Consider the following 16,821-nt stretch of genomic DNA (forward strand, 5'->3'; position numbering starts at 1 on the left):
TGGCGCCTCAGCCGTAGTAGCGGCGTAGTTCCCGGGCGAGCACCTTGCCGGTGGCGTTGCGGGGCAGGTACTTCACGAAGACCACGTCGCGGGGTACGGAGAAGCGGGCCAGGTAGCGCCGGACGTACTCGCGGACCGCCTCGGCGTCGAGGGTCTCGCCGGGGTGCAGGGCGAGGAACGCGGCCAGTCGCTGGCCGTACTCGGGATCGGGTACGCCGATCACGGCGGCCTCGCGTACCTGCGGTAGCTGGGCGAGCAGGTCCTCCACCTCGGACGGGAAGACGTTCTCGCCGCCGGAGACGATCATGTCGTCGGCCCGGCCGTCGACGAAGAGCAACCCGTCGGCGTTGAGCCGGCCGAGGTCACCGGTGTCGAGCAGGCCGTCGCGGCTCTCCCGGCTGGCGCCGGAGGTGTAGCCCTCGAAGAGCATCTCGTTGCCGACGAAGATGCGGCCGACCTGACCTTTCGGTATCGGCTGGCCGTCGGCGTCGAGGATTTCCAGGCGGGTGCCGTGCGGTGGCCGGCCGGCAGTGGTGGGTGCCTGGCGCAGGTCCGGGGGACCGGCGATGGACGCCCAGGAGACCTCGGTGGAGCCGTAGAGGTTGTAGAGGACGTCTCCGTACACGTCCATGAACTTGGGGGCGAGCCCGCCGGGCAGTGCCGATCCGCTGACCGCGACGACCTTGAGTGCGGGGCGCGGGTCCGGTGGGGGCACTTCCAGCAGCCGTTGGAGCATCACGGGTACGGCGAAGAGGGCGTCGCAGCGGTGTGCCACCAGGGCGGCGAGCGTGGCGGCCGGGTCGAAGCGGCGGTGCAGCACGATGGTGGCCCGCAACGCGAAGCACACCTGCAGGGCGGCGAATCCCCAGGTGTGGAAGATTGGGGCGGCGATCAGCACGCGGTTTTTGGCGTGCAGCGGGATGCGGTCGATGATGGACACGAGTGGCCCGAAACCGCTGGGTGTGGGCCGGCGGGCGCCCTTGGGGGCGCCGGTGGTGCCCGAGGTGAGCACGATGATCCGGCCGTCGCGCTCCGGCGGGCGCAGCTCGCCGGGGAGCGCTCCGGCCACCAGTTCCTCGCGGGCGCGTTCGTCGAGGCGGGGCAGTTCGGCGGGGAGGCCGAGGACCCGTTCGGCGAACTCGTCGTCGTGCACCAGCAGCCGTAGCCGCTGCTCCTCGGCAACGGTGGACAGTTGGGCGGCGGAGAGCCCGGTGTTGACCAGGACCGCGTCGACGCCGAGCAGGGTCGCCGCGACGATGGTCTCGATCAGGCCGTGGTGGTTGCGGCACAGCACGCCGATCCGGTCCCCGGCCTGTACGCCGAGCCCGGACCGCATCGACCGGGCCATCCGTTCGGCCCGGTGCAGGAGCGCCTGGTAGGTCAGCTCGACGCCGTCCTCGTCGATGATCGCCGGTCGGCCGGGGTCTCGGGCGGCTGCCTGGCGTAGTTCGCCGGCGAGACTCCACCCCCAGGTGCGCAAGGCGTTGAGCTGCGAGGCGATCCGGACCGGGCGGCCCGGCGTGAGCAGCCCGCGACGGGTCAGCGTGGCGACGACGAACGGCAGGTCCATGCCGCAGACCTCCTTGGGGTGGTACGCGGACAGGCAGGTGACTCCCGTCCGGCAGGGCGTTCTTCCTTGATCATGCACCCGACGCGGCACCAGGCCCAGCCAGCATCGGCGTGGGGTGACGAAGACGGCACGGATAGGTAGGACGCCGCCCCTGGCCCGGCCGGCGGTCGGGCCAGGGGGTGGCTGACCGGAGGCTCAGCGGATCTGCGTGCCGGAGATCGCCCGGGAGATCACCAGTCGCTGGATCTCGGACGTACCCTCGAAGATGGTGTAGATCTTGGCGTCGCGGTACCAGCGTTCGACGGGGTGGTCGCGCAGGAAGCCGGCCCCGCCGAGCAGCTGCACCGCCTTCTCGGTGACCGACACCGCCACCTCGCCGGCCTTGAGCTTGGACATCGAGCCCTCGCCCGCCGTGAACGGGCGGTTGTTGCGGCCCATCCAGGAGGCCCGCCAGACCAGCAGCCGGGCCGCGTCGATCTCCATCCGCATGTCGGCAAGCGCGAACGCGACAGCCTGGTTCTCGATGATCGGCCGTCCGAACTGGACCCGGTCCTTCGCGTAGTCCAACGCGTACTCGTAGGCGGCCCGGGCCACGCCGAGCGCCTGCGCGCCGACGGTGGGTCGGGACAGCTCGAAGGTGCGCATCGCGGCCTGCCCGCTGGCCCGTTGCCCGGAGCGGGCGCGGTCCAGGCGTTCCAGCAGGGCGTCGCGGCCGCCGAGCAGGCAGCGGCCGGGTACGCGTACCTCGTCGAGGAAGACGTCGGCGGTGTGGGACGCGCGCAGGCCGAGTTTGCGCAGCTTGCGGGTCGCGGCCAGGCCGGGGGTGCCGGGCGGTACGACGAACGCGGCCTGGCCCCGGGAGCCGAGCGTGGGGTCGACCGAGGCGGTGACCACGTGCACGCCGGCGATGCCGCCGTTGGTGGCGTACGCCTTCTGGCCGTTGAGCACCCACTCGTCGGTGGCCTCGTCGTAGACGGCCCGGGTGCGCATGGCGCCGACGTCGGAGCCGGCCTCGGGCTCGCTGGTGCAGAACGCGGCGACGGCCGGGGAGTCCACGTCGCCGAAGCACTGTGGCACCCACTCGACCATCTGGTCGGGGGTGCCGGCGCCGTAGATGGCGGCGACGGCGAGCGAGGTGCCGAAGATGCTCAGGCCGATGCCGGCGTCACCCCAGAAGAGTTCCTCGCTGGCGATCGGCAGGGAGAGCCCGGTCGGGTCGGCCCAGCAGGTGGCGAGGAACTCGAAGCCGTAGAGGCCGACTTTCGCGGCCTCCTGGATCACCGGCCACGGGGTGTCCTCGCGCTCGTCCCACTCGGCGGCGGTCGGGCGCACGACCTCGGCTGCGAAGCCGTGCACCCAGTCGCGTAGATCCCGCTGTTCCTCGTTCAGGTCAAGCGAGAACTCAGCCATGTCAGGCCTTGGGGATGTCGAACAGGTTGGCGATGTTGGCGGCGAGGCCGAGGTCGCCCTTCGCCTTCAGCTTGCCGGTCATGAACATCATCACCGGGTTGGCGCCACCGGAGACGATCTTCAGGAACTCGACCGGGCCCATGGTGAGGGCCAGCTTCGGGTCGTGCTGCGGAGTCTCGTTCACCTCGCACTTGCCGTCGGCGATGACCACCTCGTAGGTGTCGCTGCCGCCGTCCGGACGACCGGTGATGATCCAGTGGATGACCGCGTTGGTGGAGCCGGCCCGGTCCGCGCGGAACAGCGACGGCATCCGGCCGAACACCTCACCGAGGACCTTGCCGCGCAGGTCACCGGACATCACCTGGGCGATCTTGTCGTCCGGGGTGGACTTGACCAGCTGGGCGAACTCCTTGGGGCCGACGTTGGCGAAGGTGGCCGGGTCGAAGTCAGTCATGAGATGTGCCTTCCGGAAGATTTGGCTACTCGCGCGTAACCCTACGCACGAGTAGGTATGCTCGCAAGGTGTCCAGTGTCCCCGCCTTCAAGCGCCTGCCCCGCGCCGTCCGCGAGCAGCAGATGCTCGACGCGGCAGTGAAGGTCTTCTCCCGGCGCGGCTTCCACGCCGCAAGCATGGACGAGATCGCGGAGGACGCCGGCATCTCCAAGCCCATGGTGTACGCGTACCTCGGGACGAAGGAAGAGCTGTTCGTCGCCTGCCTGCACCGGGAGGGCACCCGGATGATGCAGGCCATCGCCGGCGCCGCCGCCCCCGACCTGCCGGCCGACGAGCGGCTGTGGCGTGGCCTGCGGGCGTTCTTCGGCTTCGTCGGCGCGCACCGCGACGGCTGGGCGGTGCTCTACCGGCAGGCCCGGGGCGAGCAGCCGTTCGCCGGAGAGCTGGCCAGCATGCGGGCCCGGCTGGTCGAGGTGGTCGCCGGGATGCTCGACCACGCGCTGCGCGCCGAGGGCCGCGAGATCGCCGCCATCGACCTGGAGGTCGTCGCGTACGCCCTGGTCGGCGCGACCGAGTCACTTGCCGACTGGCTCGCCGACCACCCGGACGCCGACCCGGAGAAGACGGCCACCCGGATGATGAACGTGGCCTGGCTCGGCGCCGCCCAACTGCTGCACGGCGTCACCTGGCGTCCGCCGGCCGACTGACGGTCCCGACGGAGGCAGCGTCGGTGCCCGGCTCGCCGGCCCGCGCCGCGCGGTGCCGCCCGTGGAGCCAGCGAACCACCTCGACGACCACAGTCACCGTCAGGGCGAGGCCCAGACCGAGCAGGAGGCCACGCAGCGGGTCCTGCTCGAAGGCCAGCCCGCCGACGTAGCCGACCAGCGCCGAGTAGAGCCCCCACGAGCCGGCGGCCAGCGCGTCGAAGGCCAGGAACCGTCGCCGGGGATAACGCACCGCGCCCATGGTGAGGGTGACCGCGGTCCGGCCGCCCGGGATGTAGCGGGCCACGGTGAGGATCAGACCGCCCCGGGTGGCGATCCCCCGCCGGGCCCGGTCGATGGCGGCCCGGCGTCGACCGTCGGACGGCAGCCGGTCGAGCAGTCGCCCTCCACCGCCCCGCCCGATGGCGTACGAGACGTGGTCGCCGACCAGCGCGCCGGCGGCGGCCACCACGATGACCGCCGGCAGGTACGGCGCTCCCGAGGCGGCGAACACCCCGGCCGTGATCACTGCCGTCTCGCTCGGCACGACCGGGAAGAAGCCGTCGAGCACGGCGATCGCGAAGATCGCCAGGTACACCCAGGGCGAGGACATCGTGTCGTGCAGCAGGGCCAGCAGATCCATGATCCCGATGCTCGTGCGGGCGGCGGCCGCTGCCATCGGCCAAGGGTCAGGTGGGCGGCACTACTTAGGTAGCGGCCGGCCCGGACCGCGCGTCGGGGTCATCCCCCACCTCACCCGGGTCCGGCGCCACGGGCCGGTGCGATCGGCCGGTTGAGCCCTAGGCTCGCTGGGTGGCCTCCAGCGCCCTCGCCCTCCGGCGGGTCGTCCACCGGTACGCCCCGCAGATGCTCGCCGTCCTGGTCGCCGCGGCCGTCTGGGCCAGCGCGACAGGTGACATCGGGGTCCGTTCGCCGCTGCCGGGCGCGGTCGTGCTGCTGATCGCGCTGGGCTCGGCGGGGGCGGCCGGCATGATCCGCACTCGCCGCTGGCCGTTGTTCCTGGCCGCGGCGGTCGGCTGGCTGGTGCTCGCCGCGGCGGCCGCCGGGGTGCTGGCCTCGTACCAGGCGGGTCTGCGGTTACGCGGTCGCCAACTCGCCGGCTACCTCGCCGGTGCGGCACTGGTGCTGACCGGTGGGGTGCTGGTCGGCCTGGCGGTGGGTGGCGTACGCCGGATCACCACCGCCACCAGCGGCAACGTGCTGCTGCTCGCCGCCTGTCTGGTCGGGCTGCCGTTGGTCCTCGGCCTCTGGGTGCGGGCCCGTCAGGACACGCTCGCCGCTCTGCGGGACCGCGCCGAACGGCTGGAACGCGAGCAGGAGGCGCGCGCCGACCGGGTTCGCGCCGAGGAGCGGACCCGGATCGCCCGGGAGATGCACGACGTGGTGGCACACCGGGTCTCGCTGATGGTGGTGCATGCCGGCGCGCTGGAGGTGACCGCCGTGGACCCGGGGACCGTCGAGGCCGCCGCGCTGATCCGGACGACCGGCCGGCAGGCGCTCACCGACCTGCGCGAGGTGCTGGGTGTGCTGCGCCAGACCGACCCGGCGGTGACGCCGGAGCGAGGGCTCGACACCTTGGACGAGTTGATCGAGGAGTCCCGTGCCGCCGGGCTCCGGGTGTCCCGGCAGGACGAGGGCGTGCCGACGGCACTACCCGCGACGCTGGGGCGCACCGCGTACCGGGTGGTCCGCGAGGCGCTGACCAACGTGCGCAAGCACGCGGCCGACGCCGAGACGACGGTCTGCCTGCGCTATCTGCCCGACGGGCTGGAGGTGCTGGTCCGCAACGGCCCGTCCGAGGGGACGTCGGCGCTGCCCGGTGCCGGGCAGGGGCTGCTCGGGCTGCGTGAGCGGGTGGAACTGCTTGGCGGCCGGTTGGAGGCAGCTCCCGTGGACGGTGGTTTCCTGGTCCGGGCCCTGATCCCGCTGGCGGGTGCGGCGTGATCCGGGTGGTGGTGGTCGACGACGAGCAACTGGTTCGTGCCGGGTTGCGGTTGATCCTGGAGGCCGCCGAGGACATCACCGTCGTCGGCGAGGCGGCCGACGGCGTCGGCGCGCTGGAGCAGGCCAGGCGGTTACGCCCCGACGTGGTGCTGCTCGACGTGCGGATGCCGGGCGTCGACGGGTTGACCGTCGCGCCCGAGGTGGTCGCCGCCGGCCCGAAGGTGATCATGTTGACCACCTTCGACCTCGACGAGTACGTGCACCAGGCGCTGCGGGCCGGCGCGGTCGGCTTCCTGCTCAAGGACACCCCGCCCCGCGAGCTGGCCTCCGCCGTCCGGACGGTGGCCGCCGGGAACGCGATGCTCGCCCCGACGGTGACCCGCCGTCTGATCAGCTCGTTCGCCGAGCGTGGTCCGGCCCGCCGGGACGCGGCCCGGGAGCGGTTGGCGCCGCTTACCGAGCGGGAGTTGGCGATCGTCCGGGAGGTGGCTCGGGGGCTCGGCAACGCGGAGATCGCCCGACGGCTGACGATGAGCGAGGCGACAGTGAAGGCACACGTCAGCCGGGCACTGGCGAAACTGCACGCGGGCAACCGGGTGCAGTTGGCCATCCTGGTGCACGATGCCGATCTGCTGTGAGGCGTCCCGGGCGGCGACGCAGCGGACGACCGCGTGACTGTCAGCGGCGGGCGGCGGCCCGGCGGTGCGCTCGACGGCGCAGCCAACGGATTCCCTCCAGCCCGAACGTAATGATCAGCGAGACCCCCACACCGACCAGTACGCCCTTCACCGGCTCACGTTCGAAGGCCAGCCCGCCGAAGTAGCCGAGCAGCCCGCAGTACAGCGCCCAGGTGACCGCGCCGATGCTGTCGTACAGCAGGAACGCCCGGCGGGGATAGCGCACCGCGCCCATGGTGAGGGTGACCGCGGTCCGGCCGCCCGGCACGTAGCGGCTGGTGGTCAGGATGACGCCGCCGCGCCGGTCCACGGCCCGGCGGGCCCAGTCGGAGCCGGCCCGCCGCCGGCTGCCGTCGGGCAGCCGGGCCAGCCGGTGTGCCCCGCCGCCGCGACCGATGGCGTAGGAGATGTGGTCGCCGACCAGCGCGCCGACGGCGGCGCTCACGATCACCAGAGTCAGGCTGGGGTGCCCGTCGCTCGCCGCGAGCACCCCGGCGGTGATCACCGCGGCCTCGCCCGGCACCGCGGGGAAGAACGCGTCGACAGCGGTGAGCCCGAAGATCAACAGGTAGACCCACGGCGACGTGACCGTCCCACGGAGGAGGTCGAGCAGGACGTCCATGCCCCCATGCTCGGGGGCTCGGCGGCGGTCGGTGCCGCTTCGCCGACATTGCCGACTGGTCAGCCGAGCGCTGCCACCGTCGCTGTCATGGGCGACGAGGCGTCCGGGGGGAGTTGCGTCGCTGGCGGGTAGTGGGCGCCGTTGAAGGTGACTCGCAGCGTGTACACCGAGGTCCCGGCGGTGACGAACAGGTGGTTGCGCTTCGGGCCGCCGAACGTGAGGTTGGCTGCCGGTTCGGGTAGCAGCAGCTTGCCGATGAGGGTGCCGTCGGGGTCGAAGCAGTGCACGCCGTCCCAGGCTGCCGCCCAGACCCGCCCGACATGGTCGAGACGGAGGCCGTCGAACCGTCCGAAGTCACACTCAGCGAAGATCTTTCCGCCGCCGAGGGTGCCGTCGGCCGTGACGTCGAAGACGCGGATGTGGCTGGGCTCCTGCCGGGTGTCGGCGATGTAGAGCCGCTGCTCGTCGGCAGAGAACGCCAGGCCGTTGGGGCGGGAGAAGTCGTCCGCCACGACGCGTACGTCGCCGGTGGCGGGGTCCAGGCGGAACACGTAGCAGGCCCCGCCGAACTCACTGTCGCCCTTGTTGCCCTCGTAGTCGCCCTGGATGCCGTAGCTGGGGTCGGTGAAAAAGATCGTGCCGTCGGCGCGGACGACCACGTCGTTGGGGCTGTTGAACCGCTTGCCGTGGAACCGGTCGGCGAGCACCGTGACCGTGCCGTCGTGCTCGGTGCGGGTGACCCGCCGGTTGCCCTGCTCGCACGTGACAAGCCGACCCTGACGGTCCACGGTGTTGCCGTTGGCGTAGCCCGAGCCGTGGCGGTAGACACCGACGGCGCCGGTGGTCTCATCCCAGCGCAGCAGTCGGTCGTTGGGGATGTCGCTCCACACCAGGTAGCGGCCCGCCGGGAAGTAGGCCGGCCCTTCCGTCTTACGTGCGCCGCTGTGTAGCCGTTCGACAACGAAGTCGCCGTCGCAGCTGCGAAACCGCTCGTCCAGCAGGCGGAATTCGGCGGGAACAGTGTCGACCATCGCTGCGCCTCCCAAGCGCCGGGGGCTCATTCGGCAGAATCATATCTCTGCCATACTTGATATGGTCAACGGGAATTCCTCCCGAATCATATTCAGTAAGGTGTCCCGGTGGTAGATGACGTCGACCGCGCGCTGATAACGCAGCTTCAGCGCGACGCCACCCAGTCCTACGCGACGCTGGCCAGCGCGGTGGGTCTGTCCGCCGGCTCGGCCCATGAGCGGGTACGCAAGCTGCGCGAACGAGGCGTGATCCGCCGGAGCACCGTAGACGTCGATCCGGCCGCCGTGGGCCGTGGCGTGTCGGCCTTCGTGCTGGTCAGCGCAGACTCCTGGATGGGCGACGCCCCTACCCGGGACGCGCTTGTGGCCATCCCCGAGATCCAGGAGGCGCACATCATCGCCGGTGCGGCGTCCCTGCTGGTGAAGATCCGCACCGCGACCACCGAAGACCTGCAAGCGGCGCTGCGCCGCATCTTCGGCGTCGACGGGGTAACCGGCACCCAGGCCATGGTCGTGCTGGAGACGTTCTTCGAACGCCCGGTGAGCGTGGTCGAGAAGCCCGACAAACCGCGCCCGGTGGATGCGCCACCGCGTCCGGACCCCAGTCGTCAGACCGAGTGAACCAGCGCCGGTGGGGTGAGCAGCGGGCCGTGCGGGACCTTGTCGTCGGCGGTGGGGCCGTGCGAGGTCAGCACCACAGGTGTGCCCAGCTCCGCCCCCACCGCCTCGGCCCAGTCCGCCGGCGGGTCGTCGTACACCGGGCGGGAGCGCAGCAGGCGGTCGGTGAGCGCGGCCTGGCGGTCCAGGTCGCCGGGTGGGCCGGGGTCGAGCCGGTCGGTGGTGTCGTAGCGGCGGCAGATCCGCAGGTCGGGGCCGGCCAGGTCGAGGTGGGTCAGGGCCAGGCCGTCCACGCCCCCGGCCGCGGCGAGGGCGTACCGGTGGGCGACCGCGTCGAAGTGGCCGAACCGGAACCGGCCCTGCCACGGGTTCGTCGGGTTGTGCGGATCGGTCAGCGCCAGGCTCGGGTCCTCGGTCACCAGCGGGCCGGCCCCGTGCCGGGTGGTGACGATCCGCAGCACCCCGAGCCGGGTCAGGTCGCCGGCCCGGCCCGCCTCGGCGAGCAGGCTGTCGACGTTGGCGAACGTGGTGGTGCTCCACGTCGTGTACGGGTGGAAGCCGTGCCACTCGTCGAGCAGCACGCCCTGCGCGCCCTCGAAGACGCAGGTCCCGGCACGCAGCGCCCCGGCCAGCCAGCTCCCGTCGACGATGGCGACCCGCCCGGCGAACCCGGTGAACGCGGGCAGGCAGTCATCGACAGGTGGCGCGTCCAGCGGGCCCAGCTCGGCGGTCAGCCGGTCCCGCAGGGCAGTCAGCCGGCGGCGCAGCTGCGCGGGGCGGTGGCAGTCGGCGACGCGGGGCGCGTCGTCGGGGTGGGCGAGACCGTACGCGACGGCCTCACCCACCCCCAGCCCGCAGGAGCCGTGCCGGTCGGCGCCCCGGGCGATCTCCCGGGCGCGGTTGGCGGCCCGGTGGTACGGGGTGGCGAGCAGCGCGTCGGCGTCGACGGTCAGCCGGTCGAGCGCGTCGGGCACCCCGATCGTGGCGAGATGGTCGGCCTCGGCGGCCAGTGCCAGCGGGTCCACCACGACGTGCCGGGACAGGTGCGTACCGACACCGGGATGGAACGTGCCCGCGCCGAACTGCGCGAACGTGTGGTGCCGCCCGTCGCGTAGTACGACGTTGTGCGCCGCCTGCGCGCCCCCGTTGAAGCGGACCACCGTGTGCACCGGGCGGGTGGCGCAGAGCCAGTCCACGACCGTGCCCTTGCCGGCGTCGCCGAAGCCGAGGTCGACCACCGCCACGTGATTCACAGCCGGGTCACCCCGCCGGTGGTGTCGGTGAACGCGGGCAGCGTCGACACCTCGGCCCGCCGCCCCCGGCCGAGGCGGGCCAGGGCCTTCGAGACGGTGCCGGTGGCGCGGGAGCCGGCGTGGTCCAGGTGGCGAAGGCCCTCGTCCAGGTCGATGGCCTGCTCGCCGAGGCCGATGGTGAGCGCGATGGTCTCGCAGACGGCGTCGAGGTCGTCGAGCACCACGGCGTTCTGCCCGAAGAGGTCCCGCCAGAAGTCGAGCACCTTGGCGTTGCCGGCGTAGTGGCTGCCGGCGGGGAGCAGGTAGTAGGTGTCCCAGCGGCGGGTCACCTCGTCGACGACCTGCCGCAGCGGCACGTCTTCGGCGAGGTTGTCGCCAATCAGCCCGGCCACCTCACGAGCCTTCACCTGCGGGTACGCCAGCTCGTCGCCGATGATGAACAGGTAGCCGCGCCGGCCGCGCTTCTCCCAGTTGTCGGTCACGGTGTGCCGGGCCATGAAGTACAGGGCCAGCTCGTACGACTCGCTCATCTGCCCGCCACCACCGCCTTCGAGGACGATCCGGCCGAGGTCGTCGTCCATCCGGTTGTCCGACTCGAACTGGCCTACCTGCAACGGAACCCGGTCGCAGGTGGCGTCGCCGATCGCGCCGAACATGATCTGCGGGTCGCTGGCGTACCCCTGCCGTTGCAGCAGCCCGAGCAGCTGCGGCAGCTTGGTCTGCAGGGCGCGCGGCACCCTGCGCATGGAGCCGGTCACGTCGAAGAGCACAGCGATGGGCGTCGATCGCGGGTGCTCGTCGGAGTCCCGGCTCTCCCGGCTCGCGTCGCGGGGGTCGAGCGCGGGGTGCACGGTGCGCGCCCCGCTGTCGCTGTAGGAGAAGGCGCTCCGGCCGGTGGACCGGCGGTAGCGGTCGGCGGCGTCGTACACGTCGGTGGACCAGATTCCACTGCCCATGACAGCTCCTTAGGGGGTGAGGGTGAAGGGTCGGAAGGTGCGTGGCCCGTAGAGCCGTTCCAACACCTGGTCGAGTTCGCGCAGCAGTGCCCAGGCGTCGTCCGGTCGGGCGTCCAGGGCCCGCTGCCGGCAACCCTGCGCGAAGGCGTGCAGCTCGCGGGGCGCGCGCGGGCCCATCAGCCAGCTCATGCAGCGGCTGGCCATCGCGATGTCGGTGCCCGGGCCGCAGGGCCGCTTGCCGGGGACCTCCTGCGGATACCAGTCCTGGTGGCCGGGCACCATGGCCGGGATCGTGCTGCCGACGGGCGCGGAGAAGCACCAGTCGACAAGCACCACGCCGTGTGCGGCCGGCTCGATCAGCACGTGTCGCGGCAGGACCGCGCCGTGCACCACGCCCGCCCGGTGGGCCAGGCCGAGCACCACCAGCAGCCGCCGCCACATCCAGGCCACGTCCCGGGCGTCCAACCCGTCGGGGTACGCGTGTCGCACCTCGTCGAGGTCGTGCAGGCCCGGCGCGGTGGCGAGCACGGTGATCCGCCGTTCGGCACCGGAGGTGGCGTCGCGGTGCGCGAACTCGTCGACGAGCCGAGGCACGTACGGCAGGTAGCGCGGGTCGCCGCGCTCGGCGATGGTGCGCAGGGCGTGCGCCTCGCGGGCCATGAGGTCGTTGTCGGTGGGCCGTCGGGGGAGTTTGAGCAGCCGGTCGTCGCCCACGTCGTAGAGGTCGGCCAGGTCACCCGAGTGAGCCGGCGTGCCGAGGCGGTAGTCGCCGAGGACTGTGACCTGCCGGGCCTGCCACCGGGTGGTGACGTGGATGAACGCGTCGAGGGCTTCGGCGCGTACCGCCGGGTCGGCCGGCAGGCGGTCGGGGTGCAGGGCCGCGACCAGCTCGCGGTAGCGGCGGGCCGGCTGGTCGGCGCCGAACAGGTCGGCGTCGGTGCGGGCGGCCGCGACCAGGCCGATGGCCTCGGTGGCCCTCACCGCACGGTCTCCTCGCGGGCGGGGCGCAGCAGCGCCGGGTGCAGCAGGCGGGCGTCGCCGGCCCGGTAGAGCCGTGCGCGTGGGCCGCCTCGGGCACCGCCGCGCTCGGTGCTGGCGCCGGTGCTCTCCACGAACCCCGGCACGGAAAGCACCTTGCGGTGGAAGTTGCCGGCGTGCAGCGGGTGCCCCCAGACCGTCTCGTAGACGGCGCGCAGCTCGCTGATCGTGAACTCGGCGGCGAGGAAGCGGGTGGCGAGCGGCGTGTACTCCAGCTTGGACCGGGCCCGCTCCAGCGCGTCGTCGATGATGCGGTTGTGGTCGAAGGCGAGCTGCCGGCTGGTCAGCGCGGTCACCGGCAGCCAGATCGCCTCGTCGGCGTCGGTGCCGGCGGCCGGGTCCGGCAGGTCGGGTGCGAACGCGAGGTGGGCGATCGAGACGATCCGCATCCGCGGGTCGCGGTCCGGAGCGCCGTAACTGCCCAACTGCTCCAGGTGTACGCGTCGCAGCGCCTCCCCGCCGAGCCCGGTCTCCTCGGCCAGCTCGCGTCGAGCGCCGGCGGCCAGGTCCTCGTCGGGGCGGACGAAGCCGCCGGGCAGCGCCCAGTGCCCCGCGAAGGGCGCCTCGCCGCGTCGGATCAGCAGCAGGTGCAGCGCTTCGTCGCGGATGGTCAGCGCCACCACGTCGACTGTCACGGCGACCGACGGGTAGGCCCGCGGGTCGTACGCGGCCAGGAAGTCCTGCTCGTTCATCGGGTCTCTCTCATCTTGAGATTATCTCGCTCTGAGAACAACTTAGCGCATGCGAGCACCCCTGCCAAGAGGGGCGCTCGTCAGCGCACGAGACCCGCCAGGTGCGGCCGGCCGCGCGAGTCGTGCAGGGCGAATGCCCCGTCCGGCAGCAGGGTGAAGTTCACCGTGCTCGGCAGCGGTACGGGCAGCTTGAACGCCACCTCGACGGTGCAGGCGTCCGGCAGCCGCGTCTCCAGTGCCGCGAGACAGCGCGCCTTGCTCCACATGCCGTGCGCGATCGGCCGGCGGAAGCCGAACAGCCGCGCCCCGAGCCGGGAGGTGTGGATCGGGTTGTGGTCCCCGGAGACCCGCGCGTACTCGGTGCCCACGCGGGGTTCGACCCGCCAGCGGGCCGTGGCCGTGGGCGCGGGCGGACGCTCGCCCCGATCGCGCCCACCGGGTGTGCGGTCCCGACCCAGGTACGTCGAGACGCCGCGCCACACCTCCTCGCCGTCGACCGAGCCGACCAGCACCACGTCCACCTGCCGCCCCCGGTCGTGCGGACGCAGGTCCTGGGCGAACGTCGTGAAGTCGAGGGCCTCGTCGGCCATGATCGGGCGGTGCGTGGTGATCCGGTTGCCGACGTGCACCACACCGGTCAACGGGATGGGAAAGCCCGGCGCGGTCATCAGTCGCAGGGCCAACGGAAAGCCCAGGACGTGCGGGTAGGTCGCGGGCAGCCGATCGGTGAGCCGGAACCCGCAGACCCGGTCGTAGTCGGCCAGGTGGGCGCGGTCGGTCCGCACCCCGGCCACGGTGAACTCGACCGCCGGCAGGTCCGCCCCGCGCCGCCCACCGAGTCCGGGCAGCGCGCCGAGCGCGGCCCGCCGGTACAGCGCGCCGGGCGCGGGCATCCGGGGCAGTTCGACGCGCTCTCGGCTGCCCGGGCCGGCCGATCCGTGGCCGCTGAGCTCGCTTGTCACCTGGGCCGCCGACGCGCTCAGGTCGTGCGTCCGCTCGTCGGCGTCGAGGGCCTGCGGCCGGCGGATCGCGTCCAGTGTCTCGGACGACAGGATCTCGGTCGGGCCCTCGATCAGCTCGTGGACCGACAGGTCGTCCGGCTCTCTCCGTTCGCCCATCACGCCCCCAGCAGGCTCTGGCCACAGACCCGGACGACGTTGCCGCTGACCGCGCCGCTGGCCGGCCAGGCAAGCCAGCCGATCGTCTCGGCCACGTCCACCGGCAGCCCGCCCTGGGCCAGGCTGTTCATCCGCCGGCCCGCCTCCCGGACCACCAGCGGGATGCGCGCGGTCATCTGCGTCTCGATGAAACCCGGGGCCACCGCGTTGACACTGATCCCCCGGTCACGCAGGGCCGGGGCGAGCGAGTCGACCAGGCCGATCACGCCGGCCTTGCTGGTGGCGTAGTTGGTCTGCCCCCGGTTGCCGGCGATCCCGGCGATCGAGGAGACGCCGATGATCCGCCCACCGGCCGGGATCAGCTCCCGCTCCAGCAGTACGTCGTTGATGCGTTCCTGACTGGACAGGTTGACGTCGATGACCTGGTCCCACCGGTCGGCGTCCATCCGGCCGAGCGTCTTGTCCCGGGTGATGCCGGCGTTGTGCACCACCACGTCGACCCGGCCGTGCCGACTGGCCAGGTGGTCGGCGAGACGGGTCGGCGCGTCCGGCGCGGTCAGGTCGAGTTGGACTGCCGTACCGCCGATGTCGTTCGCCACCGCGGCGAGGGCGTCCCCGGCCGCCGGGATGTCCAGGGCAACCACCTGTGCGCCGTCGCGGGCGAGCACCTTCGCCAACGCCGCGCCGATGCCCCGAGCGGCCCCGGTGACCAGCACGACCTGCCCGTCCAGCGGGCGGTCCCAGTCGGCCGGCGCGCTCGCCCCGCCGGCGCCGACCCGGATGACCTGCCCCGAGACGTACGCGGACCGGCCGGACAGGAGGAACCGCACTGTCGATTCGAGGCCGGTGCCGGTGGCGTCGCGGGTCACCTGGACGAGCTGGGCGGTGGTGCCGCGACCGAACTCCTTGCCGATGCTGCGGACCAGTCCTTCCAGGGCGCGCTGTGCGGTCGCCGCACGCGGCGTCGGGCACTCGCCGGGCGGGGTGCCGAGCACGATCACCCGGCCACTGGGCAGCAGGGCCCGGGCGTGCGGGTGGAAGAAGTCGTAGAGCTGGCGCAGTTGCGTCGAGTCGGTGATCCCGCTGGCGTCGTACACCAGGGCGCCGAAGCGGTCCTGCGCTGCGGCCGTGCCGGTGTCCCGCAGCTCGACCCCGGCGGCGGTCAGGATCGTGGTGACCTGCTCGGCGAGCCGGCCGCCGTCGGCCGCGCCGAGCAGCGCCGGCCCGGGCAGCAGCGGGTCGCCGGGGTGGTGTCGGCGCAGTCGCGGCGGGTCGGGCAGCCCGAGGCGCTTGACCAGCGCGCGGCCGGCGGCCGATTGGACGAAGCTCGCGTACCTGTCGGTCATGGGCGTAGCCTACTGGCGAGTAGGGTTCGAGCAACACTTGTCGAGGAGGCGGATCGTGCAGAGCATCCGGCGGGTCGCGGTCATCGGGGGCAACCGCATCCCCTTCGCCCGTTCCAACTCCCGCTACGCGGACGCGTCAAACGCGGATCTGCTCGGCGCGGCGCTGGACGGTCTGATCGCCCGCTACGGGCTGGCCGGGCAGCGGGTCGGCGAGGTGGTGGCCGGGGCGGTGCTCAAGCACTCCCGCGACTTCAACCTCACCCGCGAGGTGGTGCTCGGGTCCCGGCTCGACCCGCACACCACCGCGTACGACATCCAGCAGGCCTGCGGCACCGGCCTGGAGGCCGCGATCCTCGTCGCCAACAAGATCGCCCTCGGGCAGCTCGACGTCGGCATCGCCGGCGGTGTCGACACGACCTCCGACGCGCCGCTCGCGGTCAACGAGGAGATGCGGCGCACGCTGCTCAAACTCAACTCCGCCCGGACGGTCGGCCAGCGGATGAAGATCGCCGCGAAGCTGCGCCCGCTCCAGCCGTTCAAGCCGGAGATCCCGCGCAACGCCGAACCGCGTACCGGCCTGTCGATGGGGGACCACGCCGCCCAGACCGCGCTGCGCTGGCAGATCGACAGGCGCGCGCAGGACGAGCTGGCCCTGCGCTCGCACCAGCGGTTGGCCGCCGCGTACGACAGGGGTTTCTTCGACGACCTGATGACGCCCTACCTGGGGCTCACCCGCGATCAGAACCTCCGCCCAGACACGAGCGTGGAGAAGCTCGGCACGCTCAAGCCGGTCTTCGGCACCCGCGGGCCGGACGCCGAACACGCCACCATGACCGCAGGCAACTCGTCGCCGCTCACCGACGGCGCGTCCACGGTGCTGCTGGCCAGCGAGGAGTGGGCCGCAGCGCACCACCTGCCGGTGCTGGCCTGGTTCAGCTGGTCCGAGACGGCGGCCGTGGACTTCGTGCACGGCGACGAGGGGCTGCTGATGGCCCCCGCGTACGCGGTGCCCCGGATGCTGGCCCGTGCCGGGCTGACGCTGCAGGACTTCGACTACTACGAGATCCACGAGGCGTTCGCCTCGCAGGTGCTGGCCACCCTCGCCGCCTGGGAGTCGCCGGAGTTCTGCAAGGACCGACTCGGCCTGGACGCGCCGCTGGGCGCGATCGACACCGACCGGCTCAACGTCAACGGCTCGTCGCTGGCCGCCGGGCACCCGTTCGCCGCGACGGGCGGGCGGATCGTGGCGACGCTGGCCAAGCTCCTGGCCGAGAAGGGCGGCGGACGCGGGTTGATCTCGATCTGCGCGGCCGGCGGCCAGGGCGTGACGGCGATCCTGGAGCGCTGACGGGCGACGCCCGCCCGGT

Annotated in this window: 17 protein-coding genes; 5 read left to right on the forward strand and 12 right to left on the reverse strand. The window is 72.6% G+C overall.

The window, feature by feature from the left end:
* Nucleotides 1-7 precede the first annotated feature (7 nt).
* From ACLQ27_RS14040 to ACLQ27_RS14050, 3 genes are all read right to left on the reverse strand, one after another.
* Entirely contained in the window at nucleotides 8-1,570 is a 1,563-nt protein-coding gene (locus ACLQ27_RS14040) for an AMP-binding protein (RefSeq protein WP_357491458.1), read from the reverse strand.
* Nucleotides 1,571-1,765: 195 nt separating this feature from the next.
* Nucleotides 1,766-2,980 carry an acyl-CoA dehydrogenase family protein gene (locus tag ACLQ27_RS14045; protein WP_425867064.1) on the reverse strand — a complete coding sequence of 405 codons (1,215 nt, stop codon included), beginning with the start codon at nucleotides 2,978-2,980 and terminating at the stop codon, nucleotides 1,766-1,768.
* Between the two features lies 1 nt (nucleotide 2,981).
* A complete protein-coding gene (locus ACLQ27_RS14050) occupies nucleotides 2,982-3,434 on the reverse strand; it encodes an SCP2 sterol-binding domain-containing protein (RefSeq protein WP_234583143.1) in 453 nt (150 codons plus the stop codon).
* Between the two features lie 68 nt (nucleotides 3,435-3,502).
* Here ACLQ27_RS14050 and ACLQ27_RS14055 point away from each other — a divergent pair, with 68 nt between their 5' ends.
* Nucleotides 3,503-4,141, forward strand: coding sequence for a TetR/AcrR family transcriptional regulator (locus ACLQ27_RS14055; RefSeq protein ID WP_357491454.1), 639 nt, complete (start codon nucleotides 3,503-3,505; stop codon nucleotides 4,139-4,141).
* Here the strand turns inward: ACLQ27_RS14055 and ACLQ27_RS14060 are convergent.
* On the reverse strand, nucleotides 4,116-4,817 hold the full coding sequence (locus tag ACLQ27_RS14060; RefSeq protein ID WP_425867065.1) for a DedA family protein: 702 nt from the start codon (nucleotides 4,815-4,817) through the stop codon (nucleotides 4,116-4,118). The two genes, ACLQ27_RS14055 and ACLQ27_RS14060, sit on opposite strands and share 26 nt — an antisense overlap.
* A 134-nt stretch (nucleotides 4,818-4,951) precedes the next feature.
* Between ACLQ27_RS14060 and ACLQ27_RS14065 the strand changes: the two genes are divergently transcribed.
* A complete protein-coding gene (locus ACLQ27_RS14065) occupies nucleotides 4,952-6,103 on the forward strand; it encodes a sensor histidine kinase (protein ID WP_425867066.1) in 1,152 nt (383 codons plus the stop codon).
* Nucleotides 6,100-6,741 carry a response regulator gene (locus ACLQ27_RS14070; RefSeq protein ID WP_425867067.1) on the forward strand — a complete coding sequence of 214 codons (642 nt, stop codon included), beginning with the start codon at nucleotides 6,100-6,102 and terminating at the stop codon, nucleotides 6,739-6,741. The genes ACLQ27_RS14065 and ACLQ27_RS14070 overlap by 4 nt, the downstream gene beginning before the upstream one ends.
* A gap of 40 nt (nucleotides 6,742-6,781) precedes the next feature.
* Here the strand turns inward: ACLQ27_RS14070 and ACLQ27_RS14075 are convergent, their stop codons facing one another.
* Entirely contained in the window at nucleotides 6,782-7,402 is a 621-nt protein-coding gene (locus ACLQ27_RS14075; RefSeq protein ID WP_357491448.1) for a DedA family protein, read from the reverse strand.
* A gap of 59 nt (nucleotides 7,403-7,461) precedes the next feature.
* Nucleotides 7,462-8,433 carry an SMP-30/gluconolactonase/LRE family protein gene (locus tag ACLQ27_RS14080; protein ID WP_357491446.1) on the reverse strand — a complete coding sequence of 324 codons (972 nt, stop codon included), beginning with the start codon at nucleotides 8,431-8,433 and terminating at the stop codon, nucleotides 7,462-7,464.
* A gap of 108 nt (nucleotides 8,434-8,541) precedes the next feature.
* On the opposite strand from ACLQ27_RS14080, the gene ACLQ27_RS14085 reads away from it, so the two are divergent.
* Nucleotides 8,542-9,054 (forward strand): Lrp/AsnC family transcriptional regulator, encoded by a 513-nt coding sequence (locus ACLQ27_RS14085; RefSeq protein WP_425867068.1) that lies wholly within the window; start codon nucleotides 8,542-8,544, stop codon nucleotides 9,052-9,054.
* On the opposite strand, the gene ACLQ27_RS14090 is transcribed toward ACLQ27_RS14085, so the two are convergent.
* The 6 genes from ACLQ27_RS14090 to ACLQ27_RS14115 form a co-directional block, all read right to left on the reverse strand.
* Entirely contained in the window at nucleotides 9,042-10,304 is a 1,263-nt protein-coding gene (locus ACLQ27_RS14090) for an adenylosuccinate synthetase (RefSeq protein WP_357491442.1), read from the reverse strand. The two genes, ACLQ27_RS14085 and ACLQ27_RS14090, sit on opposite strands and share 13 nt — an antisense overlap.
* Entirely contained in the window at nucleotides 10,301-11,260 is a 960-nt protein-coding gene (locus ACLQ27_RS14095) for a hypothetical protein (protein WP_425867069.1), read from the reverse strand. The genes ACLQ27_RS14090 and ACLQ27_RS14095 overlap by 4 nt, the downstream gene beginning before the upstream one ends.
* A 9-nt stretch (nucleotides 11,261-11,269) precedes the next feature.
* Nucleotides 11,270-12,241 (reverse strand): serine/threonine protein kinase, encoded by a 972-nt coding sequence (locus tag ACLQ27_RS14100; protein ID WP_425867071.1) that lies wholly within the window; start codon nucleotides 12,239-12,241, stop codon nucleotides 11,270-11,272.
* Entirely contained in the window at nucleotides 12,238-12,990 is a 753-nt protein-coding gene (locus tag ACLQ27_RS14105) for an NUDIX hydrolase (RefSeq protein ID WP_425867073.1), read from the reverse strand. The genes ACLQ27_RS14100 and ACLQ27_RS14105 overlap by 4 nt, the downstream gene beginning before the upstream one ends.
* Nucleotides 12,991-13,070: 80 nt before the next feature.
* Complete coding sequence (locus tag ACLQ27_RS14110; RefSeq protein WP_357491434.1) at nucleotides 13,071-14,108, reverse strand: MaoC/PaaZ C-terminal domain-containing protein; 1,038 nt, start codon at nucleotides 14,106-14,108, stop codon at nucleotides 13,071-13,073.
* Nucleotides 14,108-15,454, reverse strand: a complete 1,347-nt coding sequence (locus ACLQ27_RS14115) for a 3-oxoacyl-ACP reductase (protein WP_425867074.1) — start codon at nucleotides 15,452-15,454, stop codon at nucleotides 14,108-14,110. Before ACLQ27_RS14115 ends, ACLQ27_RS14110 begins: the two co-directional genes overlap by 1 nt.
* Nucleotides 15,455-15,509: 55 nt before the next feature.
* On the opposite strand from ACLQ27_RS14115, the gene ACLQ27_RS14120 reads away from it, so the two are divergent.
* Nucleotides 15,510-16,802, forward strand: a complete 1,293-nt coding sequence (locus tag ACLQ27_RS14120; protein ID WP_357491430.1) for an acetyl-CoA C-acetyltransferase — start codon at nucleotides 15,510-15,512, stop codon at nucleotides 16,800-16,802.
* Nucleotides 16,803-16,821 lie beyond the last annotated feature (19 nt).

Source organism: Micromonospora sp. DT63 (assembly GCF_049841615.1).
GTDB lineage: Bacteria > Actinomycetota > Actinomycetes > Mycobacteriales > Micromonosporaceae > Micromonospora.